The organism is Microbulbifer maximicatervae (SeqCode), from assembly GCF_052467065.1.
On the sequence record NZ_CP174299.1, the window covers coordinates 245,040 to 270,578 of the forward strand.

The following is a 25,539-nucleotide window of genomic DNA, read 5'->3' on the forward strand; positions in this document are numbered from 1 at the left end:
TAGAGAAATAGCTAGAGCCATGAAAAACAGCACACTCAAGTTGCCCGCAATGATCGCTCTATACCTCCTCATATCCAGCCTCAGCGGGCAAGCACAAGCGCACTTTCTTCTTAACTTCAATGTACGGATTTTCCATATAGAGCACACAGCCAGTGGTGCCAACCTATATATGAGAGTGCCTATGCCCTATTTACTGGCAGATAAAGCAGGAAAGGGGCGCGACCCCTATACAGGCAAACTCCCGCAACCCGCGCCCTATATCAAAAACTCATTGGATCAAGGCGACTTGGTCCATTATGTGGATTTTAAGCAGCTGGAGCTAGCGCCTCTAGGACTCGGTAAAATTGCAGAGAGCGCCACTTTTCTCCGCCGTACTGACAAACAAATAAAAGGCGATGTAAAAGCCGTGCGCTTGTATCGGATAGGAAGTGAACCGGACTTTGCAACGCTGGAGGAGGCACAGCAGGCATTTTTAAAGCAATATTTACCTGAAGATACCAATCAAAGGTTGTATGTGGGTGACACCTTGGTTGATATTCAGATCTTCTACCCTCTGGAAGCTCCCCTTGGAGAATACCAACTATCCAGCTCTCTTAACCCCGGCCTCCCCAACCAGGAAGATACCGCCAACCTGGTACTGGATTACAACCCAGGTAAGACCCAGGTATTTCGCTCACGCGGTCTTATGCAAAAGCCACTACTGATTACCCACTCCTCAATAGACGCTGTGAAGACTTTTCTGGCGGAGGGCATCGCCCATATCCTGAAGGGGTTGGACCACGTGTTGTTTGTACTCTGCCTAAGCCTCGGTGCACTCAGCCTACCGCTACTCTTATGGCGCGCTACCGGCTTTACCATCGGTCACAGTATCACCCTCTCAGCCGGATTCTTTGGCTTTGTCCCCACAGTCAGCTGGTTCGTACCTATGGTAGAAACCGGTATCGCCCTATCCATAATCTATATGGCCTGGATATCACTACACAGGGAAGACACTAAGATAACAGGTAGCGAAAGCACAATTTTTATCGGCACCTGTATGCTCGGCCTGCTCCATGGCCTGGGTTTTTCATTTGTATTATATAAAATACTCCAAGTTGACTCCCCGAATATCTGGCAAAGCCTCTTGTCCTTCAACCTGGGAATAGAAGCCGGGCAAATACTCATAATTCTTGCCATATGGCCCCTTGCCTATTTAGCCAGGCTGTGGAAAAAGGAATGGGAAATCCGGATACGTTATTCTGTTGCTGGACTCTGCAGCGCAATTGCTTTTATTTGGACATTAGATAGAGGATATGAACTTGTTTCGGCAATCTTCTGAACAGGAGAATGAGTTTTCTCTCTGGCTATTACACTCGAGATAATACACCTAAAAATGTCTTGTATTCTCAAGCTCCAGAGGCAAAACTCACTCCAAAATTAACCTCCCTGTCACTACACACGTAATATTGAATAAAAATACAAAGTGCAATAAATCAGGACGTTAAATAATTTAAGATCCAAACCCCTTGGGATGCTGCTTCCCGGCGTCACCTATTACTTCCCAAGAAGCCTTTGAGTCAACCCATAAATGATGAACCACTTTTAGGTTTTCGTTACCATCCACCAAGCTTCCTGCAGGAATGTAAGTATTTAAAGAATCATTCTCTCCGGGCAGAGTCGAACCGCAAGTAGCGCAAAAATTTGTATGCCAATCATGCCCAGGCTTAGACCAATACTTAAGGTTCTCCTTACCTTTAACCCAACTAAACTTCTCGGTAGGCACGATAGCTACAGTAATAGCGCCACTCCCTGTGGAGCGACGGCAGATTGAGCAGTGGCACATATATAAATCTGTGAGGGATTCTTGTATCTCATAAGCTATCTCTCCACAATTGCATTCACCTTTAGTCAAAAAGACACTCCTTTTTTAATAATATAAAGATACAAAGCCCACATATCTGAGACATCTATATCACCTTGTATAGATTTTAACCGATCATAGAGTCCCAAAAGAGCATCTACTCGCACTGAACAATCTCCCCAGCTAATTTTAAGTCCGGCAATAGCTATATGTTCTACAACAAATGTCTCAGGCTGAACTTCCGCTCCAAAGAGATAAAAGGTTATCAGAAAGAACTGGCTTTTGTGGTGCGCATATCTATTTGCACAAACCTTTATCTAACCTGATTTCTCTCATCATTGATTCAAGTTTTCGGTAGCAAGTGGCTAATAGAGGCTGAGTTGAGCAATATATAAAAGTGAGCACCCGCACACTTAGTGTGGTGCTCACTTTCTCACTTGGTGAAAGGATTCTATACAACTTAACAGGTTACTGCGGGATCAACCGGGGCTTCATGTATCGTGAAGACCGGAAATATCATTAAAGAATTTAAATTTAGCAACATGATGATAGATACAGAGAACTAGGCGTAGCTTAGTGTAAATTTTATTTAGGCCTAAGGGCCTCAATAAACTCCGCATCTACCCACATAATTTCAAAATTCGGTGGAGTACAACGCCGACAGTAGAAAAGGTATTTCCCATCGGGCGTTACATATCCACCACCATCTTCCCCTTCTGTATTGATATTATCACCGAAGTTAATAGCCGCGCCCCATGAGCCATCTTGTTGGCGAAAACTGATGTACATATCGCTATCACCATATCCACCCTCTCTTTCACTATCCCAGATAATGTAGGACTCATCAGGAGCAATAAACGGATGAGCAGTCCACTTGCCTGTATTTATCTGCTCTCCAAAAGGTTTTGGCGCTTCACGCTTACCATCTAACAGACGCGAATATCGAAGAATGCCATCTCCATTTGAACCTACTTCATCAAATACAAACGTTCCTTTTGCAGAAGCCGTAAGGCGCATGATACGAAAGTCTTCAAATAGTGGCCCCAGGCTTTTAGGTTCTGACCAACCATTGTCAGTGCGCTCTCTATATCGATTTCTAGAATACATTATTTGACCATCAGGTGAGATAGAGCCACCCCAGGCCACCTCCGATTCATACCAGCGATTACCCTCAAGCTTGAATACAACTTTCGAAGACTCGCCACTTTGGTGATATCTTCTTGTAACGTAGTACTCCTGCATATCAGGCGTGAAGTAGCCACCCCAATCCCGATACTCTTTCGAGGGATTAGGAGCGAATAACTTTGGAGTTAACCCAGGAGGTTTCTGTCCAAGATAGGGCCCTTCAAGAGCTGTCTGTGTATCCTGACTATAACTGTTAACACCCAGGGCTAGCAGTGAGAGTAGAGCAATTGAAATACAAAGGTGCCTCATGACATATCCTTGCTTAAACATGAAGTAATAAGCAACCAATGTATCTATTCAGGCTTTATAACACCTGACGTCCATATGAATTTTGTCTGATTCTTGTGAGAAGAGGTGTGATCCGCAGACTATTTGTATGAAATATACACAAAAGCGACTCTATAGCGAAGGTTCAGACCTCCCTTTTGCCCTCCATATATACTGACCTTGCGGCTCATTTTGTATTGCCAATCCACACCGAGCCCCCAATTACAGAGAGAGTTATCGGGAAACAACGATCTTAAACCTATAGAAATACACCCTCAGATATTCACCTATTCGCTGTAAGTAAATCCACAAGTCTGCCCAAAAGAAATAAATGATAGTGGAAACTGTGAAACAACGAGTACTATTTTCTAATCTCAACCATATGATCAATTTTTATTCTGCGGGATTAAGAATGAGCGATACTTTAGTCCCAATGGCTGCTGCATTTTCTACCAGATAGACATCAATCTGGTAGAAAGTGCAGCTCAATTAGATACATTGCCTGAAATACACTTACTTAGATCTCTACCTATTGAAGTGAGAGCGCTTTCCTTGGTGGGAGGCTTGGTAAGTGATGTCTAGAGGTTGGATTGGGAGAAAGAACCCTGGGCGTTAGGTTCCTAGAGCTAGACAAGCTATTGAATTTACAACATTTAATCAGCTCCGGTGTCAATACTCTATTTGCTGGGTTTCCAGAACTGCTCCTGGGGTTGTAACTTACCCAAATAACAGAGATGCAATGCCAAACAAACTACCTGCCTTTAGCTGACGCAAGTTGAACTGGGTGTTTAACTAGGCCTGTTGAGTTAATGGAATAGCTTCTAGCTTTGCTATTACGTAGCTTGACAGAATCTTCACAACCCCATTGTTAAGCTGCTCATTTCAAACTTGAGTTTTCGAAATGAAAAGGTTATATCAAATTTGTTTTTTTCTGGTAAGTTCAGTATTGGTTATTGCTTGTAGATCATCACATCTAGAGATTTTTCCTGAGTTAACAGACAGCTCTTTGTTGGAAAAAAAATTAACTGTTGCTGAAATGCGAGAAGATGTGGAGGCATTCTACTTGGGGGCTTTAGAAAGACATCCGGCACTAGATCATTATACCGATTTGCAGGAGCTGGAAGAAGCGGTGAGAGACTTACAGCTACAAATCTCTGATTCTATGAATCGACTCCATTTCTATCGAGTTGTAGGGCAACTGGCGCACAAGTTTAATGATGGTCATTCTTTTCTGATATGGCCTTATCAGGAGTATGAAAAACTTATAGCCAGTGGCAAAAAGCCCTTCCCATTGGCTGTTACTTTAACTCCTGATGGTAGTATCGTAACAAAGAATACGTATATAAATGGTAGGCAATCAGTGCCGGCAGGGGCAAGAATTACAGGAATTAATGGTCAAAGTATTCAAACCTTGATGGATCATATGCAGAAGTTTGCAGGTGGGGAGTCTCGCTTTCTAAGAGAGCAAATTATTACTAAACGGTTTGGTGTAATGTTATGGGCTGTCTTTGGGTTTATTGACGATTTTGAATTGAAGTGGCAGGAGCCTGTGAGCCGATCCAATCATACTACCCAGTTACTTTCCAAACAAAACTGGCACCTTCAAGATGAAATTATCAATGGCAGGCAGGACTTCTATTTTAAAGTCATATCAGATGACACTGCTTATCTTCATATAGGCAGCTTTGATGTAGGATTGGACTGGTTTAGCGAGTTTATCGATCAAGCTTTTACTGATATAAAAAATAGAAAAATTACATGCTTGATTATCGATTTGCGCGAAAACTTAGGGGGTAATACTGATAGTGCCACCTATTTATTAAGCTATATTGCCCACAAAGAGTTTCGTATGATTTCTTATATGACAGAAAAATTGAATCAACAAAATCGAGGGCTTTTTAACTATAAGGGAAAAGCTGGAGAATTGATTCAATACGACTGGGATGAATGGCACCGCCCCATAGATAATAATAACTTATTTGAAGGAGAAGTTTATATACTGATTAGCCCGGTTACTTATTCTGCTGCTATCGTATTTTCTAGTGCGGCTCAAGATCATCGATTTGCTACATTGATTGGTCAGAAAACGGAAGGCTACTCTAACCAAACTGCGCAAGGTAACTTGTTTAATTTGCCACATTCACAATTGAGGGCATATATCACTACACGCAAACTGGTAAGGCCCAATGGGGACGATAAAGTTAGCGGTGTAATACCAGATATCCCAGTAACTCCGGATGCAGAAGCTATCGCTGCCGGATATGACTTGGCCATCAACAAAGTGTTATCTTTACGAAATAGTGCTGACTAAGAGGTAATCATGAGCCTGACAGCTTTATTAATTGAAGACAATACAGACATCGCTTGCCAGGTGTGCGACTTTTTAGAGCAACAACTGTTCCAGGTAGACTATGCCAGTAGTGGCAAGATGGGGTATAGCCTGTTTCAACAACATCAATATGATGTAGTATTGCTGGACTTAATGTTGCCTGATATTGATGGTATTAAGTTATGCCGACAGATCAAAACTAATTATGAAGTGAATACCCCGGTGTTGATGCTCACCGCTAGAGATAGTATTTATGACAAAGGGATTGGTTTTGAAGCTGGTGCTGATGATTATCTAACCAAGCCATTTTCATTGGAAGAGGTGGCTATGCGGTGTAAGGCCTTATATCGTCGACATAACCTTTATCGATCTCAAATCCTTAATATTGGAGAATTGTGTATTGATATACGCCAGCATAAAGCTACCCGCCGAGGGCAGACTCTAAAGCTCAGTCGTACAGACTTCAAACTACTATTGTTACTCGCCAAGGCGTTCCCTCAAGCTATGACCCGCTCTGAACTATTAAGTAGAATTTGGGGAGACAATTTTCCTGATAGTGATGTATTACGATCACATATCTATATATTGAGAAGTATATTGGATAAGCCTTTTTCATATAACATGCTAAAAAATATTCATGGGGTTGGATATAAATTAGATGTGCCATATGAATAACCCAGCTCAGTGGCCAAAGAAAGGCATACAGCAGCGCACCTTGTATTTAATTGCAATTTACTCAATTTTTTTGGGTTTGCTTTATAGTCTTGTAATAGTGGCTTATGCTTGGGTAGTAGAAGATAATATTTTTAATAGATTAGTCAATAATGAGGCCGTATATCTCAAGGAAGTCTATAAATCATCTGGAGAAATTACAACTCCAAGATTGCAGTTTATTCAGTTGTATGGAAGTAGAAGTGCTTTGCCAGGCAATATTCCTGTTTTGCTAGAGCAAGATCCAGAAAGAGTTGAATTTGTATTAGATCGAGGCCCAACTCTCCATATCAAACCAGTAATTCTGGGGGAGCTGGAAATGGTATTAGTTGCAGACATTTCCGCTTACGAAGTTAGTACTGATTTTCTACCAGAAGTAACGATATGGCTATCATTGATGCTTGTGTTACTCGTAGTTTTAGGTTTATTGCTGGCCTTCTGGGTATCAAGTTATACTTTAAAGCCTCTACAATCTCTTGCTTATGCAATCTCAAGAAGTAAGCAGCAGCCCATTTCGCCGGGCTTCGCCAGGGCTTACCCTAAAGATGAAATAGGTTATTTGGCAAAGACTTTTGAAGATACCTTATTGTATAAACAAGTCATCTTAAAGCGTGAGTCCGACTTTACTCGGGACATTAGTCATGAACTCAGAACTCCATTGAGTGTATTACGTAATATTATTAGCAAGGTAGCTGGTACTGGCAGAATATCTTTAATGGAGATTGAGAGGCTACAAAAATCTTCATCAGAGATGCAAAGAACTATATCAACTCTGCTGGCTCTGGCAAGGCAGGAGTCACTGGAACGCCAGGAGGTAAGCTTATTGTTTGTACTTGAAAAATCGATATTAAATCATGTACAAGCAAGCCCTGATAGCCTTTTAACTTTTGAACTTCAGGTTTCTGCTGAAGAAAAGGTGCGAGCTAATGAAAATTTGTTGCTGCACCTTTTTACTAACCTCATAGAAAATGCAGATCATTACGCCAGCGACCATAAATTGAGCATTAAATTTTCACAAGGAAATTTACATTTTTCGAATAATATTGATGAGATTCAGCAGAAGTTGATAAAAGATCCTTTTACTGAAAGTGCAAAAAACAAACATAGTTCCGGCTTGGGGCAAGGGCTGTACTTAGTAAAGCGTATTTGTGAAATGTGTTCTTGGCAAGCACGGTATCAATGCGCTCAAAGCAGATTTGAAATAATTATCAGAACTTAAATTAATGGCCACTCCACTCTCTCAAGTTGGATGCCCCAAGGTAGCAGTGGCTCATAACCCTCAACGGATTGACAGTGAGGAATCTGCTCAAGCAACTTGACGTAATACATTTAGGGGGCAAGGCTGTGCATCTTGGCAGTGCGAATCAATCTGAAGTGCAGGCATAATGCTTTAGCGCCATTGACCAAAGATACAAACAGGAAGGTCTTACGAGCCATCACAAAACTGCTTATCTAATCAATCCTCTTCAGGCGTCTTTCCACTTTTTCTCGCCACTCTTGGGAGAGGGGCCGCAATCGATGGACGGCCTCAAGTACTTGTTTGCTAAAAGCATACCCCTTATCAAATAAGGCTCTAAACATGGCATTTACACTGACAGAACCAGGTGCCTCAGCAACTTTACTTAGTTTTTTTCTTGTCCTATATAACCTTCCTCAAGCACCCTAAAATACACACCAGTGTTAAAGTAATCTTTAAATAATTTAACGGTATTATTATTATCTAAAGCCATATTGAGTTTAAAACATGGAATTCTTGGCTGACTTACCTCGAGGAGACAATCGCCTATGCTAAATTGGTCGCCGATAAAGACTTCATCTTCGATAAGCCCAGAGACTGTAAAATTTTCCCCGAAAGTTCCATAGGGTAAATGGCTTTTATACAGGATTTGTTGCCAATAATCATAACTATTGAAGTTAAGGTATCGTCAAGTGTATTGGTTGTCGTTAGGAAGTCATAACTAACATAGATTGATTTGTTCTAGGCTAAATACAGCTAGCACCAAGTGCTTTAACAGTTTTCAACCAGGAGTCCTGTTGATTCTTATCAGACATAATCATTGAACCAAATAAACTAACCTCTGCTTTCGAGAAGCCGCAGTATTGAAGAGTAAATCGATCAAGCTGCTCTAATACTGGCTTTGCTTGTTCTTCTAAATATTCTGTAGGGGCATCCATTGTCAAAATTATTCTTGATGTTTTGCCTTTAAGAAGTTGTATCGGTTCTGCACTACCACTCTCAAATTTAAAGGTAATTCCGGGAAGAAAAGATCGATCAATCAAGCCTTTTAGCTTTCCTGGCAATCCGCCCCACCAAATAGGCGACACCACAACAATATGCTGTGCCCATTTAAGAGCCTCTTGAAATTCAGATAGACAATCCTCCAATACTTGATAATCATCGTACCCAAACTCTAAATTCGAATTGAAGTCCATTTCCGACAGGTTATATCGCCGAACATTAGCCTGTCTCTTTGCTTCAGACTCATAGACATCGCTCAACTGCTTAACAAAACTGTTCTTCTTTGGATTGCCATTTAAAAGTAGGATATTTTTCATCTCGTCATACTATTGCTTAAAGACATGATGAAAAGTCTACCGTCTCCCCTTAAGGGGAGGGTCAAGGCTTTTATGACAGGAATCTATAGACGCAATACATTGATCAACCTTCTCAGCTTTATTAGAAAGTGATTCCAATTCAGCCTCAATTTTTCTTTTTACTTTCTTCAGAAAAACGCTGATTCGAGCCCAATCAACCTCTCCATTATGGTACCGAATAACATCCTTCAACTCAGCCAAAGTCACCCCAAGTACTTTGGCTTCTGAGATCAAAGTAAGAATTTCAACATCTTCTGCCGTATAGACTCTATATCTGCCCTGCCTTTTAGGAACGGCAATAAGGCCTTTTTCCTCATAAAATCTTATCGCTTTTACAGTGAGATTCGTTCTTCTTGACACCTCTCCTATAAACATACAGACCTCCTACCTATGCTCAATTTCCCGTTGAGATTACAGCCTATGAAAAATATTCATCACATGAAAGGAGCCTTCTATGAGTTTGGGACCTTCGCAGCTCTTACGGGTACCTAGTAGAACCCCATAAGAGCCGGGACTCACTTCTTACATTCTCATGCTTTCGGCATAAACATTACGTTGAAGAACGTAAATACGCAATACCGCAAATTAAGAAGAAAGGGCCATCTATCTGGTTTCCTGTGATCAATTCAGACGGGAGAACCTACCTACGTAAATAAACTACTATTAATGGCAGTAACACCCCCTATGCCGCCTCATACGCATCTAGCAGGTATGACTAGTTCTAGACTACCTCTTAATTGATTTTCAATGGCAGTGAGCAATGCCTATTCAAAGGAAGCTTAGAGACTGGTAGATTTTAATCAGAGGTACTTTACTGTATACCAAAAAGCTCTAGCTAAGTAAGTCTGGAGTTGTACCGCTCGCTTTAAGCATGTGGCCTATCCCCATGTCTTTTTGCTTTAAGTTAACGAATAGCTTTGAGGTAAACACACCAAAGGGCATTTGAGCTACTCCTGTCTCTGTACCGGTCGGCGTAACAATGGCATAACTAGGTGTTTTATAAGGCTTAGTCTTTTTACCTTTGGCTTGATTAATGATAACACTCGCCAAGATGCCTCCTTGAACGTTTGCTATATAGCCGTGCTTATTTTCATCCAGAGTAGAGCAATCACCTATCGCATAAAGGTTAGAATAACCCCTAACCCGCATATATTCGTCCACTTTAATTAATCCCATCTTATCTAACACACCGGGTAGTTCTGTTTTTAGAAACTCGGTATTTGGCGACATACCTACACATTCATAAACCAAGTCTGCCTTGAAAGTTTCTTGAGTATTCATAGAACGGTAAATTGCACCTTCTTTAACTAACCGGGTACTGAGATGTACGCTAACGCCTTTAGCCGTAAGCTGTTCTAGCGCCTTGTTCTGAGCTTTAGGCTTAAGATGGCCAAGTAGTACATCTTTAGAATGGACTAACGTCACGGTTTTATTGGGAAAAGCGCTGCTAATTTCCCCGGCCAGCTCCACGCCAACGGTACCGCCTCCTACAATCAAAACTGACTGAGATTTCGCCAGTATTTTTTGCTCATTCCGCATTTCTTGCTCACGCTCGGAAATCGTATAAGCTGATGTAGATTTAGCTATCGGCAAGGTTGGGTAGCGACTGCCTGTCGCGATAACTGCCTGCTTAAAGTGGATCTCTAATCCATTCGATGACTTTGCTATCCGGTCATCCATGGAAACCACATCTGCTTGAACAAAATCGCTCTGAATAAAGTCACGATAATATTTACGTGGATTAGCAGTCAGTAAGTTAGGCGCTATCGCATTACGTAATGTGGCAAAGGTCACTTCAAAATGGTCCTTTCGGTCAACCAATACCACCTGCATACCCTGCTTAGCTAACTTTTGGGCCACAGAAACACCAGCAAAGCCTCCACCAACGATTAACACGTCTGTCCGTTTGATCATAACTCGCCTCAATATCGTTCAGCTGTTTGGATAAAGCGCGACCGCTCGCAATGCCTCACGAACAGGTCACTTCTTGATAAGGAGATAAGGATAAAGTTAGACTTAAGCTAATGATATTAACTATAATCTAAGTTCTTGTTAGCTTTCACCTAACAAGTTGGTTTAGCTGATATCGGGTGATGATACTGCGCAAGCATGAAGTAAAAAGGTGCACGCAGACTCCCAGCTTCTGCTGGTAGAAGAAAAACAAATAACTGGTTTACGTAAAAGCTGCTCATTCAAAATGATCAGCGGTGTTGATGTTGTCCAGTTTGCAAGCACTGGCAAATGGTATCAAGTGCAAATTACTCATGCTGTCAGCACAACAGAAAAGATGCTTCATAAAAGAAAGCCAGTTAATGGCTATTTTCAGTTTAAGATCCTCAAATATGCTGCATCAGAAACTTACCTATATTTTCTCTAAGCTCACGCCACTATGACTTTGGAACAATTACGATATTTTAAGGCGATAGTTGAAGGTGGCTCGCTAAAAGCTGCTGCCCAAACACTTCACCGAACACAGCCCACTATAAGCGCCGCCATCAAGAAATTAGAGGCGGACCTCAATCTACAACTATTTGATCGGGACCAATACAGGAGCACACTCACAGCTGATGGCAAAGCCCTGTATGAACAATCCAAACATGTACTAGCTGAAGCCCACTCGTTTGAGAGCTTAGCTAAACAGCTAGTCGCAGGAGAAGAACTGGAAGTAGGTATTGCGTTTACTTCCGCCATACCAGTCGGCCCAATACTCAGCGCAATCCGTCAGTGCAAAATTGAGTACCCAAAAACACGCTTGGAGGTCTATTCCGAAAATGGCCTTGGGCCACTGGACTTATTGAAGGGAGGCCAGGTTTCCATAGCTATTATTCCGTGGACTGAAACTTACGACCAGCTTGAATCCATTCATCTAATGAATATGAAATTCATTTCTGTGATCGCTGGCGACTCTCCCCTACTTACCCAATACGAGGAAGTCCCAAGGCAGATTATGCTACGCCATCCCCAGGTAATCATCAGTGGTAGGAAGTCATCCACTAAAACCTACGGGGTGCTTGAAGGGGGCGATCAATGGAAAGTCAACGATTTTCCGACTAAAAAAGAAATTATTCTTCAAGGTATGGGTTGGGGTACGCTACCAGAACATATGATAGAAGCGGAGCTTGAACAGGGCTTATTATCTCCCATTGCAGTGGAAGGGATCCCAAAACCGCAAGAACTGGAAGTACGCGTGGCAAGACAAGCTTCTAATCCAATGGGCCCCGTAGCAAGTTACCTTTGGCAATTATTCCTAAACCTTCAGGGTTTTCATTAAAAAAATACTTACGATATTTCTACCAAAATTTTTCAGATTCTTTATGTTTAACATATAGATTCTAAGAATTTGAAGCTGACCTACCAGGTGCTTGTATTTTACGAGAGAAACTCTTTGGTTGAGCTTCATCACACTAGCGCATAGGTAAATAAAAGGCGCTTAAATTATCCTATTAAAAACAATTAAGTTTGTTTCCATATCAAAGATGCGTAAAATCGATAGATCTCTATTAGTATTTTGTCATTTTTGGTTGGGCTTGATTCGACTCTCACCTAAAGAGAAGTACCAGAATTTCCTAAGCGATCTATTCCTTCAAGAGGAGAACGGTAGCGAGATATAAGAATAAGTAAAAGGCGCTGACCCAAGGTGCTACCAACACCCGGGGCCAGCTAACCAAATTGATAACGCAACTATCAAAAGTCGAGTAGACCAAAGGAACTTCCCCTTCGACCTCTCACAGAACCGTACGTGAACCTCTCAATTCATACGGCTCTTCGTATTCAGCACATTTTCAATCTTCCCATTCTCCAGTGTGCAAACAAGCCGCGCATTTGTTGACGAACTTTTCCAATAAAGGCCCAACTCTTGAAACAGCTTCGCTTCAGATGCTTAAACTTCTTCCTGGCCCAACGCATCAGTGTTTGGTCAAGATACTTCTGAAGTCGATAAACACCATATCTCCGCCCAAAGTGACCATAGTAGTTCAGCCAACCCTGTATTGCGGGATTAAGTACTTTTGCCATTTCAGATAGTGATCGATCCACCCAGTTTATTACTCGCCATTGCCTGACCTTATCCTTAATCCTCTTGAAGGCCTTAGGGCTCATTGAAGGACTAAATGCGGTGAAGATCTGTCCTTGGCGATTCCTTGCTTTTCTGGGACCAAATCGAAAGCCCAGAAAGTCAAAGTGGATCACTGGGTGGGAGTCTTTACGATTACTGTTCTTGCAATAGACCTTGCGCGTTTTCTCTGGATGAGCCTCAAGCCCGCAGGTAGTCAAGCGTGCTTTTAGAGCCGCCAGTAAGCGATCCGCCTCTCGAGGATTACGACAATGGTAAACAGCATCATCCGCGTAACGCTCAAAAGGAATATCTCTGTGCGTTCTCACCATCCAGGCGTCCAGCGCGTAGTGCAAAAACAAGTTTGCCAGTAGAGGGCTGATTACACCCCCTTGTGGAGTACCTTGTGTTCGCTCTTCAAGCTGTCCGTCCCGATGTTGTACTGGAGCCGTTAACCAGCGCTGTACATAGAGTCTGACCCACTGATGATTATTATGTTTATCTAATGCCTTCAGCAGGAGTTCGTGATTAATATTGTCAAAGAAACCCTTGATATCTAAATCAACTACCCAGATTCTATCCCAGCATCGTTGTCGAGCTCGGCGCACTGCGTCTATAGCAGATTTGCCTGGCCGATAGCCGTAGGAGTCAGGGTGAAATACCTTCTCCAATTCTGGCTCCAGCAGTTGCTTAGCCACCATTTGCGCAATGCGATCTTCGATTGTGGGGATACCCAGTGGTCGCAGGCTGCCATCGAGTTTCGGAATATCCACTCGTTTGACGGCTGATGGAAAATAGCTGCCAGATGACATCCGATTCCATAGCTTGTACAGGTTTTTGGCGAGATTCGATTCATATTGCTCTATCGTTATCTCATCAATCCCCGCTCCGCCGCCATTGGCCTTGATCTGCTTCCACGCTTCCCAAACCGCTCGCTTGGGAATATTGAATGGCTTTGCGCTAATCGTTAATTCCTCCCCATCTGGGTTGATTACACGGTTAGTCGCCGAATACGACAACCCCTTCGCTCCACGTCCATTACAGCCGCTTCTCCACTACTACGGGCTGTTCCGCCCCTGTGACCAGTCTTGGTACTCAACGTCTTGCAGGGCCTCTACTTGACGCTCTTCCTTAACACCTGGACGACAGGTTCTCCTGTTCCACCCAAAAGCCTGTTGTGTGTTCACGCCACCTCTATGCCGGATGCCACTCGGTCGGTAAACAGGTAACCTCCAAGCTTATCCCCGCACTTAGCCAGTGCACGGGTTTTGACATCATCTTGGTAATACGCTTTCGACACCTCATCAGTGGTTCATTTGCATTCGTCTCTACACAACATACCTGACGTATCTCGTACGCCTTTTCCTCAAGCGCTTCTAACCAAAGCTCTTTACTCCGATCACCTTGAGGGGGTTTGTTATCACTTCCTGCAAAGCGATAACGGAGGGCCGACCTCCATCTCCTGGATAGCACGTATTTTTTTTATTTATAAAAATAAAAAATAAAAAAATACTCAGGACGCACTGGCTATATGCATCATACGCTAGATACCCGCTCGTCTTCAATAAAGTGGAGTAGATTCAGTAGCTTGGGATGTGTCCCCAAGCTCTGGGAGCGTTGCGCTCGCCTTTTCTTCTTCTATGCTTATCGTTCTCGTGCGCCCCCTCTTCTAGCCGCTTCTTTCAATACTCACCCAAGAGAACGCTCTTTCTTGTAGCCTATATCAGTAGGAAATGAATATGTTGATATTGAAACGCCGAATAGGTGAAAACCTACGAATCGGCACCAAAGTTTCGGTTAAGGTATTAGAGGTTAAAGGCAATCAAGTGAAGATGGGGATACATGCCCCCAAGTCCGTACCCGTTCATCGAGAAGAAATATATAGGCGCATCCAAAAGGAATAGATGGTGAACTGCCGAAGCCGTTGAGAAGCAAGTGTTCGGTCTTCCCAGCGGCTTTCCAATTAGTTTATGACCTTTGGAAAGGCCTCGGTTAGCTAAATACTTGCACAAACTAACCAACAACAACTGTCTCTATGTGATATTTGTCAAACTCCAATACGAACTGCATTCAACTGAAACCTTTACAGATGGGGTCGTTGAAGGGCGTATTACATACTATCTGCTTGTATTTAGCATAAGCTTCTGCATTATAATTTCTGGATTGGGGATTCATAAAGCCATGAAGGTAAGTGGAATGATGAACCTCCACTTGCTCTTTCTGCTTCAACGTCTGCATAACCTCTAATACAGAAAAGTGAGGCTCCATCGCCGGGAATATCAAGCGCGTAGAAAATATAGGATCAATTTTGACGTAATGGCGAACTTGTGAACTATAAAATAAAATTGCCCCTGAAACATTACTCAAAGCTTGATGATCAGATAACCTCCATATGGCCGATGCACCAATACTAAAACCTACTAAACTCACATGACCAAATGATGCGCTGATTCGTTCTGATAATTTTTCAACGTATTTATCGAGCCCAACCTTTGATGTAAAGTGTGAATACGCCTCAACTTCACAATCGAAATTCATCAATTCTGAATTATACGGATCAACTATCTCTACACTACCAGGAAGATCAGCTGCAAATCGCTCTAACGCTTTTGTACGACCAAAAATATCTGAAACCAAAATCCAAGCCATAGTTTATTTTTTTCATATAACAAGAAAGAAACGATACACCGACCAGTTATAGTTTAATCTATGCATATTTATCGAGCTCGATACAGTATGTCGTAAAACATCGACCCAACAGCTCGGTTTTATGTACTGTTTTGGATATTCTTTTCAAAGCTCTGTATTCTGGCCTACTGTCAAGCAAATGACACACTATTTCTTTATGCCCCAACTCCTTAGCCCAACCGATCATTGTTTTGAATACTGAGAGTCCAAAACCCCAAAACTGTTGAGATATAACAACAGCCATCTCATAGCCGCTATCATCAGGTTGAATACCACACCACCCAGCTAATACTCCACCAATGTAAATTAGTCGAACACGGCACCCAGGCAGGGAGTCTACTTCTAACTTAAACTTGATCCACTCATTAATACTCTGGACATCAAAGTATTCATGTTTAATTAAGTGCTCCCTAAGTGAATCCTCATTGAGTACAGCTAACAGCTTATCTCGCTTCACTTGGGTTAGCTCCTTAAACTCGATTCTACTCATATTAAAGTAATTTTGACCTTCTCGTTTTGGGGTGGCTTTAAAGACAAAATAGTTTTTGCCTGCTTTGTAAGTTACCCAAGAGTAATTGCGACCGAAAGGTAGGCGCCTATTCAATGGGGAAAGTTTCTTTATTTATTTGAGAAAAAGAATACAGCCGCAGTGCAAAAAAACACACAAATAGGACGTCAACTTCATCACTTTATTAGTCGCTACGGTTTGCTCTCTTGTACTTTTCCTGGTACTCGCGGCGCTGCTTAGTAACTTCATATAATACAATTCCAGAAGTTGTTCCGAGGTTCAGACTTTCAATCATTCCAAACATTGGAATGGATACGCAGAAAGCGCTATTTTCGACTGCAAGATCACTTATACCTCTAGATTCGTTACCAAACCAAACAGCCAGTTTTGGCTGAGTGTAATCAGCCTCATGCAATATAAAGTTGTCTTTTCCTTTTACATGGGGAGAGGTGACAATCGAGATAAATCTATTTTTTGCCAAATGATCCAGGCATTCCTCGGTACTATCAAAACGCTTTACGAAGCTCCATTTGATCGCAGAGACAGATGGTTTTGAGAGTGACTTTCTTTCTCTCATTTCCTGCCATTCATTGGGCAATAGGTTGCGTGGATCAACAATATACGTTTTTTCAACGCCTAACGCATTGACGTTTCTTATGACTGTTCCAATGTTCTTCATATCCATTGGGCACTCGAGAACAGCTATCAGATTTTTACAGCGATAGGGCTTAATTTCATCAGCTCTTTTTCGGGCACCATTTTTATCAATTTCCATATTCTCGAAGACCTTAGATAATTTGTTCACTACTAACATCGCAGTCAGACACAGCCTGGACTGTGTAAATACTAACAACAATAAGCGCAGCAACCTCACAAAATATGTATAATGCTATGTTAATGGCTGCATTACTTAATTAACTATTAAGCTACACCGACGCCCATAAACCGCCTATATAATTAAACGATATTATACCTAGCGCCAAATAATACAGGGTAGTGCCGATGGACAGTTGTACCCAATACTTTTCTCCACCCATCGATTTGCAGTGATAAAACCATACAGCCCCTATGGCTATCAATGGGCCAACAACTCCCCAAAAAATCCATGTAATTATTCCAGGAATAAACTGAACATTGATGGACACTATGTTCAGTATCGTATATAAAATTGTAAATAGTACAGATTTAGTCAAAGGATACTTAATTATTTCCACTCTCTACCTAGACATTTAAACTTGAGCATAGAGCACGCTGTCTAGCCACAACATCAGAAACAGCATGCGCCAGTTATAGGAAGTTAACTCCAAATAACCCATCCGATAGCCACTCCTAAAACCAAGCAGGAAGCTCCTATTTTAACCAGTAAGTTATGCTCTGCTCTATCTTCCATTATGGCGCCCTGAATGTACAAGTTAAGCGCTTTCTCTGCTTCATCTGAAGATGGAAATTCTTTATAGAAATTCAGTAAAGCGTTTTGAACTTTGGGTACCCACAAGGATGGATTATCCTCCTCAGGAGGATAATCTAATACAGCCAAAACATAAGGTGCCTGGGGCTCTACTAGCTTTCCTATTTTCTTAGCTTCATCGTAATACTGAGATATATCCATCGTTGTATCTACGTATACCATTTCAATTAGATGATACCTTTGCAGTCGATTGTACTACCTTGTTAGCCCTAAAACTTCCACCAAGCCTTCCTTTTTGGCTTGGCCAAGGTAACACTTTCAATTGGAGTGCCCTCTGGCAAACCCTGAACTTTTTTATGAAATTGTCCTGATATTGAGAAGTGGACTTCGATATCAGTTATCTCAAAATTTTCTACGTCAATTTCACCACCAAGAAATAGAGGTATCTTAATGCTGTAAATCATATATTTAGAAAGTGACTTACCTGATTCAATCAAGCTACGTACAAATTTTGCCCCCATAAAACCGCTAACAAATTCAGAGTCTTGTAATTTTGAGAGAAACTCTTCTCCATCTTTTGCGATGAACTCGACTTGGCAAAGTGTAGTACTCAAAAACTCCACTTCATTGGTTTTTACGTTTTGAATAAACGCATCGCCAAGAGCGGTAATAACTATAGGTAACTTACCCTTACCAATAAGCCATTCCCAATCGGATAGAAGGTCTCCCTGGTTAATATGAGAAAAATTTACTGTTAAATCATTTAATGTCATGAGAATATTTTTACTAGTTAGCGCTTGCGAACCGGAGTGGAGATCAAAACTACGAAGCAGCGGATCATGGCCTACTCTGTTAGATCACCACTCCCTCATTTTTCCATCATTTGCCATATAACTATTGACCAAGCTTTCAGAAAGGCTTGCAACTCTCATAACCTCCTCCTCTGTCAGTTCTCTACCTAAATTTAATTTAAGCTGAGAAAATGCCTTCGAGTCTTCACAAATCACGTTTGGCATAGACGATATTGCTGCCCATTCAATTTCGTGACCTGGTATATTTGTAGTAGCCTCATATGCATCAACTACCCATCCACACCCCAATCGAATTGCAATTAACCCACTTTCGACAGCTCTTTTATCATCTTCTGGAGTTAGATTTTTTGGGTGAATATACACCCATTGGCGAACATCCTCGACAGCCTTTTTCTTTATCGCTTTTAATGCAGCCTCTCCACCGACTTTATACTGAAGGTACTCAAGAAGCCCCTCTACACATGAATAGGCTTCTGGTTAAAGCTGATCATACTGATCATCAATAATAAATTCACATTCATCAATTAGCTCTTTGAGCTGCTTTTTATCAAAATAATTTAATTCCGAGTAATCCTTAATATCTAGGACCGATGGAAGCTCCATATATACCCCTCAAATCTAACATTTATATAATAGCTATCCAAACCACTATTATCTTTACTACGGTTTCAAATGTAAATTCACTCCTCACATTTACTTTTAATTATGAAGCCGATAAGGTAAACACAAATGGGACCATAGAGCTAAATAAAAAATGCGTTCTATATGGCCACTATCACAAGCACCAAATAAATATCTAACTCTTTGATTTTAAACTTATGACTCTAATGAACTTAGTTTCTTCATAAACTGAACTCGCTCAACTACCACCGCCAAGTCGCCGCTATATACGGCCCATGCTGAGTAATATCATAAGCAAAACGCCCATCAGAAAGTCGATCGGAATAATCAATACTGTAATACTGATACCCAAAACGCAGTGAACTGGTTTTCCAGGCGCGCCAGTCGAATCCGGCTAGTAGATTCCACTGTAAGTCATCACCCCCAGCGCCAAAGCCTCCCAGTTCCGTACGTACAGCAATGGTTAGGCATTCAGTAATTCCGATTGCACCTCGCGCAGATAACGTAGGTTCCCACCAACTCTGTTTGCCTCCAAGGCGATTCCTGAACTCTGGTCTGGGGCCTATATTAATTCCCGCTCGTGCTTTCACTTTCTGCTTTAATCGGTTCCAGCGCAAACCCGCTCCCACATCAACAAAGTACTTTCGTCCACTATTAGCCAGGTTCCCTTCTAAAACCCTGTAACCCGCCAGGGCATTTATCCAGCCCTGGCGAGCATCCACTTCTACATCAATATCTATATCGATATCCAGTTGTGGGTTTCGCGGCGGGGTTATGGTTGCTCCCTTATCCAATCTGAGGTGCACATAGTAGAGATCCGCCACTACCCCAAAGCGCCCTTTCCAGGCTTCCAGGCGCACAGAAAATGCAGCGTTGAGGAGCTCCAGGGTTTTGCTTAAATCCAGATCAATATCGACACTGGTGTCAGCGACAGTGGAAGTCCCTTTAGTGCGAAGCGGGAGGAAAAGATAGGGAGTGGCAAGGAAGCGCCAGTCATCGGGCTCTTTGGAAGTTAGGCTGGCAGCTGTTGCAGGCTCCGAACTTTGCGCAGCGGCGGTACAGGAGATAAAGCTACAGAGCGCCAGCGCCAATATTTGCCTTGCGCTTTTCGCTTTCGCCTGTCCCTGTTTCATAGCAGCAACCGCTCCAAATCATTCGAGGCTCGATAGAGCACCAATGAATAAGGATAGATAGAGCTGAGGGAAGTTTCAGAGTGAGGAAATCTGCGGCATAGGGGGAGGAAATACTGCCGGGCAGGTCAAACTACCCGGCAGTGAGAAGCGATTAGTCGTTCGCTTCAGGGCGCATATGCGGGAACAGCAGTACGTCGCGAATCGACGGAGAGTTGGTAAACAGCATTACCAGACGGTCGATACCGATGCCCTCACCAGCGGTGGGCGGTAGGCCGTATTCCAGCGCGCGGATATAGTCGGCGTCGTAATGCATGGCTTCGTCGTCACCGGCATCTTTCTCCGCAACCTGGGCTTTGAAGCGCTCGGCCTGATCTTCCGCGTCGTTCAACTCGGAGAAACCATTGGCTATCTCGCGGCCGCCTACGAAGAATTCAAAGCGGTCGGTGACAAACGGATTGTCATCGTTACGGCGAGCCAACGGAGACACTTCGGTTGGGTACTCAGTGATAAAGGTCGGCTGGTCGAGACGATGCTCTACAGTCTTCTCGAAAATCTCGATCTGTACCTTACCCAGGCCCCAGCTGTCTTTCAGCGGGATTTCCAGCTTCTCAGCTACCGCGCGGGCGGATTCGATATTGTCGATATCGGCCGCAGTGAGTTCCGGGTTGTAGTGCAGGATGGAGTCGAACACAGACAAACGCGCGAACGGCTTGGAGAAGTCGTAGCTGCTGTCCTGGTATTCCACAGTAGTGGAGCCCAGTACATCTTCACAGATACCGCGCAGCATCTTCTCAGTGAGGTCCATCAGGTCGTTGTAGTCCGCGTACGCCTGGTAGAACTCAAGCATGGTGAATTCGGGGTTGTGGCGTGTGGACAGACCTTCGTTGCGGAAGTTGCGGTTAATCTCGTAAACCCGCTCAAAACCACCCACAACCAGACGCTTCAGGTACAGCTCCGGGGCAATACGCAGGTACATATCGATATCCAGCGCATTGTGGTGGGTAACGAACGGACGCGCGCTGGCACCACCGGGAATAACCTGCAACATGGGCGTTTCCACTTCCATAAACTGCTGGCCGTTGAGGAAGTCGCGGATGTACTCGATCACTTTGGAGCGCACGCGGAACACTTCGCGGGCTTCCGGCGTCGCGATCAGGTCCACGTAGCGCTGGCGATAACGCATTTCCTGATCGGCAATGCCGTGGAATTTTTCCGGCAGCGGGCGCAGCGCTTTGGTCAGCAGGCTGTACTCTTCACAGTTGACGTAGAGGTCGCCCTTACCAGATTTGTGCAGGGTGCCTTTTACGCCGACGATATCGCCGATATCCCAGGCACCGAAGCGCTCTTTAATATCTTTCTGTGCCGCTTTATCGGCGTATAGCTGGATGCGGTCAGATACATCCTGGATCACCATAAAGGGTCCGCGTTTAGCCAGGATTCGCCCTGCTACGCACGCCCGTTTACCCAGTTCTTCCAGCTCCTCTTTCTGTTTATCGCCGAACTCAGCTTGCAGGTCGGCAGCGAGGTTCTCGCGGCGAAAACTGTTGGGGAAAGCATTGCCCTTCTCGCGCAGAGCGGAAAGCTTGGTGCGGCGCTCGGCGATCAGTTTGTTTTCGTCTTGCTGGATATCAGTCATGGTGATCTATCAGTTTTGTGATTGATATTGCCCCTCATCGACGAGGGGCGCGGTGAGAGTGGAGACTTTAAATCAGAGGCCGGCTTTTAGGCTGGCTTCGATAAATTGGTCCAGGTCTCCGTCCAGTACTGCCTGGCAGTTGCTGGTCTGGACATTGGTGCGCAGGTCCTTGATACGCTGGTCGTCCAACACGTAAGAGCGGATCTGGCTGCCCCAACCGATGTCGGCCTTGCTGTCTTCCATGGCCTGCTTCTCTGCGTTGCGCTTGAGCATTTCCTGCTCGTACATTTTTGCGCGCAGCATTTTCCAGGCTTTATCGCGGTTCTGGTGCTGGGAGCGCTCGCTCTGGCACTGCACGACGATACCGGATTCTGTGTGGGTCAAACGCACCGCAGAATCGGTTTTGTTCACGTGCTGACCACCGGCGCCGGACGCGCGGTAGGTGTCTTCACGCACCTGGGACTTGTCGATTTCAATCTCGATATTGTCATCGATTTCCGGTGACACAAATACCGAGCTAAAAGAAGTGTGACGGCGGTTGCCGGAATCAAACGGCGATTTGCGCACCAGGCGGTGTACACCGGTTTCTGTGCGCAGCCATCCGAACGCGTGGTCGCCGGCGAAATGCACAGTGGCACTTTTGATACCGGCCACTTCCCCCGCGGAGACCTCTTCCAAGGTGGTCTTGAAGCCGTGGGCCTCACCCCAGCGCAGGTACATACGCAGGATCATTTCCGCCCAGTCCTGGGCCTCGGTACCACCGGAGCCGGCCTGGATATCCAGATAGGCGTTGTTCTCATCGTTCTCGCCGGAGAACATACGGCGGAATTCCAGAATCCCCAGCTGCTGCTGGAGGCCTTCGATCTCAGTGGAGACCTCCCCTACGGAGTCCTCATCATTTTCCTCAACTGCCATTTCCAGCAGCTCGCGGCAATCGGCGATGCCGGAGTCGAGATTTTCGATGGTATTGACCACCGTTTCCAGGGAAGAGCGCTCGCGCCCCAGTTCCTGTGCGCGGTTGGGGTCGTCCCAAACGCTCGGCTCAGCCAGCTCCAGCTCTACTTCGGTAAGGCGTTCTTTCTTGCTGGCGTAGTCAAAGATACCCCCTAAGAACGTCAGTGCGCTCTTCGAGGTCTTTTAATTGATTGATGAGGGGATTGATTTCCATGAACTTTCGGTGTCCGGACAAAATAAAAAGCGGCGCGCATTCTACCGCAGCGCGCGGGGGTCCTTCCAGTCAGATAGGGGCTGATATGGCGGCAAATCCTCTACTAGGCGGTCTGTCCCGATAGCTTTTCCAGGATTGCGCAGTCCGGGGACTCATTGCCGGCGCAACTATCGGCAAAGGCCCGCAAGGTTGCGCGCATCCCCAGCAGGGTCTGCAACTGCTCTTCGAGCTGCCCGAGCTTGTGATTGACCAGGTCTTTGGTCTCGCGGCTGTGGCGCTCCGGGTTATCCCGCAACCCCAGTAACGCCCGGACTTCCTCAGTGGTAAAGCCACAGGCCCGCGCGCGGCGCACAAAGCAGAGGGTTTCGACATCGGCAGTGGAGTAATCCCGATAGCCATTAGCAGAGCGGCCGGGCACCACCAGGCCAATATTTTCGTAGTGCCGCAGGGCCTTGGCACTGAGGCCCGAATTCTCTGCGGCCTGGGAAATGTTCACGATTACCCCACTTAAGATTTCAACTCAGGCACTGTTGTCCCGACAGGCAGCAAACTGATACTGCACTTTCTCGGCGGGGCTATATCCCAGCTCAATTGAGGCATCCAGGGCATCCATACCGATCAGGTGCATCAGGATATCTCCTGTGGGTGCGCCACATACGGCGGGGAACATCCTGTCGGTGCGGACTCCACAGCGGGACTCCTGCACCTTTACCCCATTGTCACTCAACTTGGCCTGACTCTGCTGAAGGGTCATACCACCCCCTTCACACTGCTTGCTGCCACTGCCGCGGTAAATCCACACCATTTCCCCTGGCCTCATAGTCGCTGCAGGAGGCGTGGGTGCGACTTCGGGCTCCGCCGCGCCGGGTGTGTTCTCAACCTCGTTCTCCATCGCTTTCTCCTCCCTCGACTGGCCGCAAGCCGCCACTGAGATAATCAGGGCCCATACCCATAAGAATGACAACCGTTTTTTCAACACAGAACATCCTCCATAAAGCGATAAATAGCCGTGTCAGGATAACGCCAACCAGGCTCCCACCGATAGCATCAAAGTACCAGAAATCCGATTAACCAAACGCACATTTTCAGACCGCTCCAACAATCGACTCAGGGCCTGGCCGCCACCGGCATAAATCAGCAGGCACAACGCCTCCAAAAGCAGCAATATCGCCAGCAAGACTGAAAGCTGGGGTATCAAAGGTTTGGTATCGTTAATAAATGGCGGTAATAACGCAATAAAAAACGCCCAGCCCTTGGGGTTAGCCACAGCTGTAACAAAACCCTGTAGTGCCAGCGCTCTTCGCGATGGTCGGCTAGCGTCGACCGTATCACCCTGATCCATCAGAGCCAGCTGCCCCCGGGAGCGCCACATCTGCACGCCTATCCAGGCCAAATAGGCGGCCCCGCAGTATTTGAACAGCTGAAATAAAGTCGGATACTGAACCATCAATACCGCAGCACCGAGTGCAGAGGTAATCGCCACCGACGCAACACCGATCAACTCTCCCACCATCATCCATAGAGTCTGACGCACGCCCAGGGTAATTCCCAGACTGAGCGATAGCATCATGCAGAGCCCCGGTGTGACCGAGGCAAAGAAGCTTGCGGGAACAAAGAGTGCCAGTGTCGATAATTCCATTGATATTCCTAGTGGTGAGTACCGCTGTGGTTGCCGTAGTGACTGACCAGCATCCCCGCCAGCATCAAACCACAGCCAATTAACTCCGTGGTATTGAGCATTTCATTGAGGAATAGCCAGCCCGCCGCCAGGGCAAAAACTGCCTCCAGGCTCATAATTACGGTAGCGTGAGAAGGCGCGGCGTAGCGTTGGGCCAAGAGCTGGAAAGTAAACGCCAGTGCCGTGGAGAAAATCATCATATAGGCAATAGGCCAAGCCGCATCGATCGCCGATTGCAGTGTCGCCTCTTCGGTAAATAGCGAAGCTACGGCGGACAAAAGGCCACACACCAGGAACTGGATACAGGCCAGCCGCAGGGCATCGTAGCGTTTTACCAATCGATCCGCCGTCAATACCTGAATGGCAAAAACAAAGGCGCTGGCAAATACCATTAAGTCGCCCACCAGCTGGGATTCTTCACTGAAGTCCGCCAACCAATAGAGACCGAACAAAGCGAGACCAATTCCCATCCAGGTCCAGCGATTGGTTTTATGCCCCAGGGACAAACCGATTACAGGCACCAGCAGTAAATAAAAACCGGTAATAAATCCAGCGCGGCCGGCAGTGGTATACAGCAGGCTCACCTGTTGCAGTGCCGCGCCTAGAAACAGCCAAAAACCCAACAGTGCGCCACCGGGCAGGCAGGCGCGCCAGGTGTGATTCACCGATTGCCCTTCGGCTTCACCGGGCTGGGCATCGCGACGGGAGGACAACCAGTAAACGATGGGGATCAGGATTAAACCGCCGAGAATAAAACGCCATGCGTTAAATGCCAGCGGCTCAATATCCGCCATGGCAATCTTTTGTGGCACAAAGGCAACGCCCCAGAAGAGAGCGGCTAATAACAGTAGGACTTCGGCCTGGACTTGTTTACGTTTCACTACTTTTTACTTCCAAACAACTTGGGAG

The 25,539-nt window shown here is 45.0% G+C and carries 27 protein-coding genes; 7 read left to right on the forward strand and 20 right to left on the reverse strand.

The window, feature by feature from the left end:
* Positions 1-19 precede the first annotated feature (19 nt).
* A complete protein-coding gene (locus tag ACJJI1_RS01155) occupies positions 20-1,318 on the forward strand; it encodes a HupE/UreJ family protein (protein WP_444958320.1) in 1,299 nt (432 codons plus the stop codon).
* A 171-nt stretch (positions 1,319-1,489) separates the two neighbouring features.
* Here ACJJI1_RS01155 and ACJJI1_RS01160 read toward each other — a convergent pair whose 3' ends face one another.
* Both ACJJI1_RS01160 and ACJJI1_RS01165 read right to left on the reverse strand, forming a co-directional pair.
* Positions 1,490-1,891 (reverse strand): GFA family protein, encoded by a 402-nt coding sequence (locus ACJJI1_RS01160; protein WP_413662774.1) that lies wholly within the window; start codon positions 1,889-1,891, stop codon positions 1,490-1,492.
* 534 nt (positions 1,892-2,425) lie between these two features.
* On the reverse strand, positions 2,426-3,274 hold the full coding sequence (locus tag ACJJI1_RS01165) for a TolB-like translocation protein (protein ID WP_413662775.1): 849 nt from the start codon (positions 3,272-3,274) through the stop codon (positions 2,426-2,428).
* A gap of 919 nt (positions 3,275-4,193) precedes the next feature.
* On the opposite strand from ACJJI1_RS01165, the gene ACJJI1_RS01170 reads away from it, so the two are divergent.
* From ACJJI1_RS01170 to ACJJI1_RS01180, 3 genes are read left to right on the forward strand one after another with little or no spacing between them, the layout of a single operon-like run.
* On the forward strand, positions 4,194-5,603 hold the full coding sequence (locus tag ACJJI1_RS01170; protein WP_413662776.1) for a S41 family peptidase: 1,410 nt from the start codon (positions 4,194-4,196) through the stop codon (positions 5,601-5,603).
* Positions 5,604-5,612: 9 nt separating this feature from the next.
* Positions 5,613-6,296, forward strand: a complete 684-nt coding sequence (locus ACJJI1_RS01175) for a response regulator transcription factor (RefSeq protein WP_444898028.1) — start codon at positions 5,613-5,615, stop codon at positions 6,294-6,296.
* Positions 6,289-7,551 carry a sensor histidine kinase gene (locus tag ACJJI1_RS01180; protein WP_413662778.1) on the forward strand — a complete coding sequence of 421 codons (1,263 nt, stop codon included), beginning with the start codon at positions 6,289-6,291 and terminating at the stop codon, positions 7,549-7,551. The genes ACJJI1_RS01175 and ACJJI1_RS01180 overlap by 8 nt, the downstream gene beginning before the upstream one ends.
* Positions 7,552-7,954: 403 nt before the next feature.
* On the opposite strand, the gene ACJJI1_RS01185 is transcribed toward ACJJI1_RS01180, so the two are convergent.
* The 4 genes from ACJJI1_RS01185 to ACJJI1_RS01200 form a co-directional block, all read right to left on the reverse strand.
* Complete coding sequence (locus ACJJI1_RS01185; protein ID WP_413665881.1) at positions 7,955-8,218, reverse strand: MOSC domain-containing protein; 264 nt, start codon at positions 8,216-8,218, stop codon at positions 7,955-7,957.
* Between the two features lie 97 nt (positions 8,219-8,315).
* The gene (locus tag ACJJI1_RS01190; RefSeq protein ID WP_413662779.1) at positions 8,316-8,888 is read right to left on the reverse strand and encodes an NAD(P)H-dependent oxidoreductase; all 573 of its coding nucleotides are present in this window, start codon (positions 8,886-8,888) and stop codon (positions 8,316-8,318) included.
* Positions 8,889-8,924: 36 nt separating this feature from the next.
* Positions 8,925-9,302 (reverse strand): MerR family transcriptional regulator, encoded by a 378-nt coding sequence (locus tag ACJJI1_RS01195; RefSeq protein ID WP_413662780.1) that lies wholly within the window; start codon positions 9,300-9,302, stop codon positions 8,925-8,927.
* Positions 9,303-9,758: 456 nt separating this feature from the next.
* Complete coding sequence (locus ACJJI1_RS01200) at positions 9,759-10,841, reverse strand: NAD(P)/FAD-dependent oxidoreductase (RefSeq protein WP_444958321.1); 1,083 nt, start codon at positions 10,839-10,841, stop codon at positions 9,759-9,761.
* A gap of 208 nt (positions 10,842-11,049) precedes the next feature.
* Here ACJJI1_RS01200 and ACJJI1_RS01205 point away from each other — a divergent pair, with 208 nt between their 5' ends.
* Positions 11,050-11,304, forward strand: a complete 255-nt coding sequence (locus ACJJI1_RS01205; protein WP_444958322.1) for a hypothetical protein — start codon at positions 11,050-11,052, stop codon at positions 11,302-11,304.
* 12 nt (positions 11,305-11,316) lie between these two features.
* Positions 11,317-12,198: a LysR family transcriptional regulator gene (locus ACJJI1_RS01210; RefSeq protein ID WP_444958323.1), complete on the forward strand. Its 882-nt coding sequence runs from the start codon at positions 11,317-11,319 to the stop codon at positions 12,196-12,198.
* A 500-nt stretch (positions 12,199-12,698) separates the two neighbouring features.
* On the opposite strand, the gene ltrA is transcribed toward ACJJI1_RS01210, so the two are convergent.
* Positions 12,699-13,997, reverse strand: a complete 1,299-nt coding sequence (ltrA, locus tag ACJJI1_RS01215) for a group II intron reverse transcriptase/maturase (protein ID WP_282931929.1) — start codon at positions 13,995-13,997, stop codon at positions 12,699-12,701.
* Between the two features lie 720 nt (positions 13,998-14,717).
* Between ltrA and csrA the strand changes: the two genes are divergently transcribed.
* On the forward strand, positions 14,718-14,882 hold the full coding sequence (gene csrA / locus ACJJI1_RS01220; protein ID WP_282933640.1) for a carbon storage regulator CsrA: 165 nt from the start codon (positions 14,718-14,720) through the stop codon (positions 14,880-14,882).
* A 166-nt stretch (positions 14,883-15,048) separates the two neighbouring features.
* Here csrA and ACJJI1_RS01225 read toward each other — a convergent pair whose 3' ends face one another.
* The 13 genes from ACJJI1_RS01225 to ACJJI1_RS01285 form a co-directional block, all read right to left on the reverse strand.
* Positions 15,049-15,627 carry a dienelactone hydrolase family protein gene (locus ACJJI1_RS01225; RefSeq protein WP_444958324.1) on the reverse strand — a complete coding sequence of 193 codons (579 nt, stop codon included), beginning with the start codon at positions 15,625-15,627 and terminating at the stop codon, positions 15,049-15,051.
* A gap of 58 nt (positions 15,628-15,685) precedes the next feature.
* Positions 15,686-16,123: an N-acetyltransferase gene (locus tag ACJJI1_RS01230; RefSeq protein WP_444958325.1), complete on the reverse strand. Its 438-nt coding sequence runs from the start codon at positions 16,121-16,123 to the stop codon at positions 15,686-15,688.
* 235 nt (positions 16,124-16,358) lie between these two features.
* A complete protein-coding gene (locus ACJJI1_RS01235; protein WP_444896558.1) occupies positions 16,359-16,949 on the reverse strand; it encodes a TrmH family RNA methyltransferase in 591 nt (196 codons plus the stop codon).
* Between the two features lie 522 nt (positions 16,950-17,471).
* Positions 17,472-17,783, reverse strand: a complete 312-nt coding sequence (locus ACJJI1_RS01240; RefSeq protein ID WP_444933812.1) for a hypothetical protein — start codon at positions 17,781-17,783, stop codon at positions 17,472-17,474.
* Between the two features lie 68 nt (positions 17,784-17,851).
* Positions 17,852-18,355, reverse strand: coding sequence for a T6SS immunity protein Tdi1 domain-containing protein (locus ACJJI1_RS01245; protein ID WP_444933813.1), 504 nt, complete (start codon positions 18,353-18,355; stop codon positions 17,852-17,854).
* Positions 18,356-18,439: 84 nt separating this feature from the next.
* On the reverse strand, positions 18,440-18,757 hold the full coding sequence (locus tag ACJJI1_RS01250) for a hypothetical protein (RefSeq protein WP_444933814.1): 318 nt from the start codon (positions 18,755-18,757) through the stop codon (positions 18,440-18,442).
* 500 nt (positions 18,758-19,257) lie between these two features.
* Positions 19,258-20,148: a hypothetical protein gene (locus tag ACJJI1_RS01255; RefSeq protein ID WP_444958326.1), complete on the reverse strand. Its 891-nt coding sequence runs from the start codon at positions 20,146-20,148 to the stop codon at positions 19,258-19,260.
* Between the two features lie 151 nt (positions 20,149-20,299).
* Positions 20,300-21,784 carry a lysine--tRNA ligase gene (lysS, locus tag ACJJI1_RS01260; protein ID WP_444886817.1) on the reverse strand — a complete coding sequence of 495 codons (1,485 nt, stop codon included), beginning with the start codon at positions 21,782-21,784 and terminating at the stop codon, positions 20,300-20,302.
* Positions 21,785-21,856: 72 nt separating this feature from the next.
* Positions 21,857-22,952 (reverse strand): peptide chain release factor 2 gene (gene prfB, locus ACJJI1_RS01265; protein WP_444893198.1). Its coding sequence is split into 2 segments (ribosomal slippage): positions 21,857-22,879 and positions 22,881-22,952, totalling 1,095 coding nucleotides; the frame shifts between segments, so codons are not numbered across the junction.
* Between the two features lie 103 nt (positions 22,953-23,055).
* Entirely contained in the window at positions 23,056-23,448 is a 393-nt protein-coding gene (locus ACJJI1_RS01270) for a MerR family transcriptional regulator (RefSeq protein ID WP_444893197.1), read from the reverse strand.
* Positions 23,449-23,472: 24 nt separating this feature from the next.
* Positions 23,473-23,931, reverse strand: coding sequence for a hypothetical protein (locus ACJJI1_RS01275; RefSeq protein WP_444933817.1), 459 nt, complete (start codon positions 23,929-23,931; stop codon positions 23,473-23,475).
* A 33-nt stretch (positions 23,932-23,964) separates the two neighbouring features.
* On the reverse strand, positions 23,965-24,591 hold the full coding sequence (locus ACJJI1_RS01280) for a LysE family translocator (RefSeq protein ID WP_444893195.1): 627 nt from the start codon (positions 24,589-24,591) through the stop codon (positions 23,965-23,967).
* An 8-nt stretch (positions 24,592-24,599) separates the two neighbouring features.
* Positions 24,600-25,511, reverse strand: coding sequence for a DMT family transporter (locus ACJJI1_RS01285; RefSeq protein WP_444893194.1), 912 nt, complete (start codon positions 25,509-25,511; stop codon positions 24,600-24,602).
* Positions 25,512-25,539: the final 28 nt, after the last annotated feature.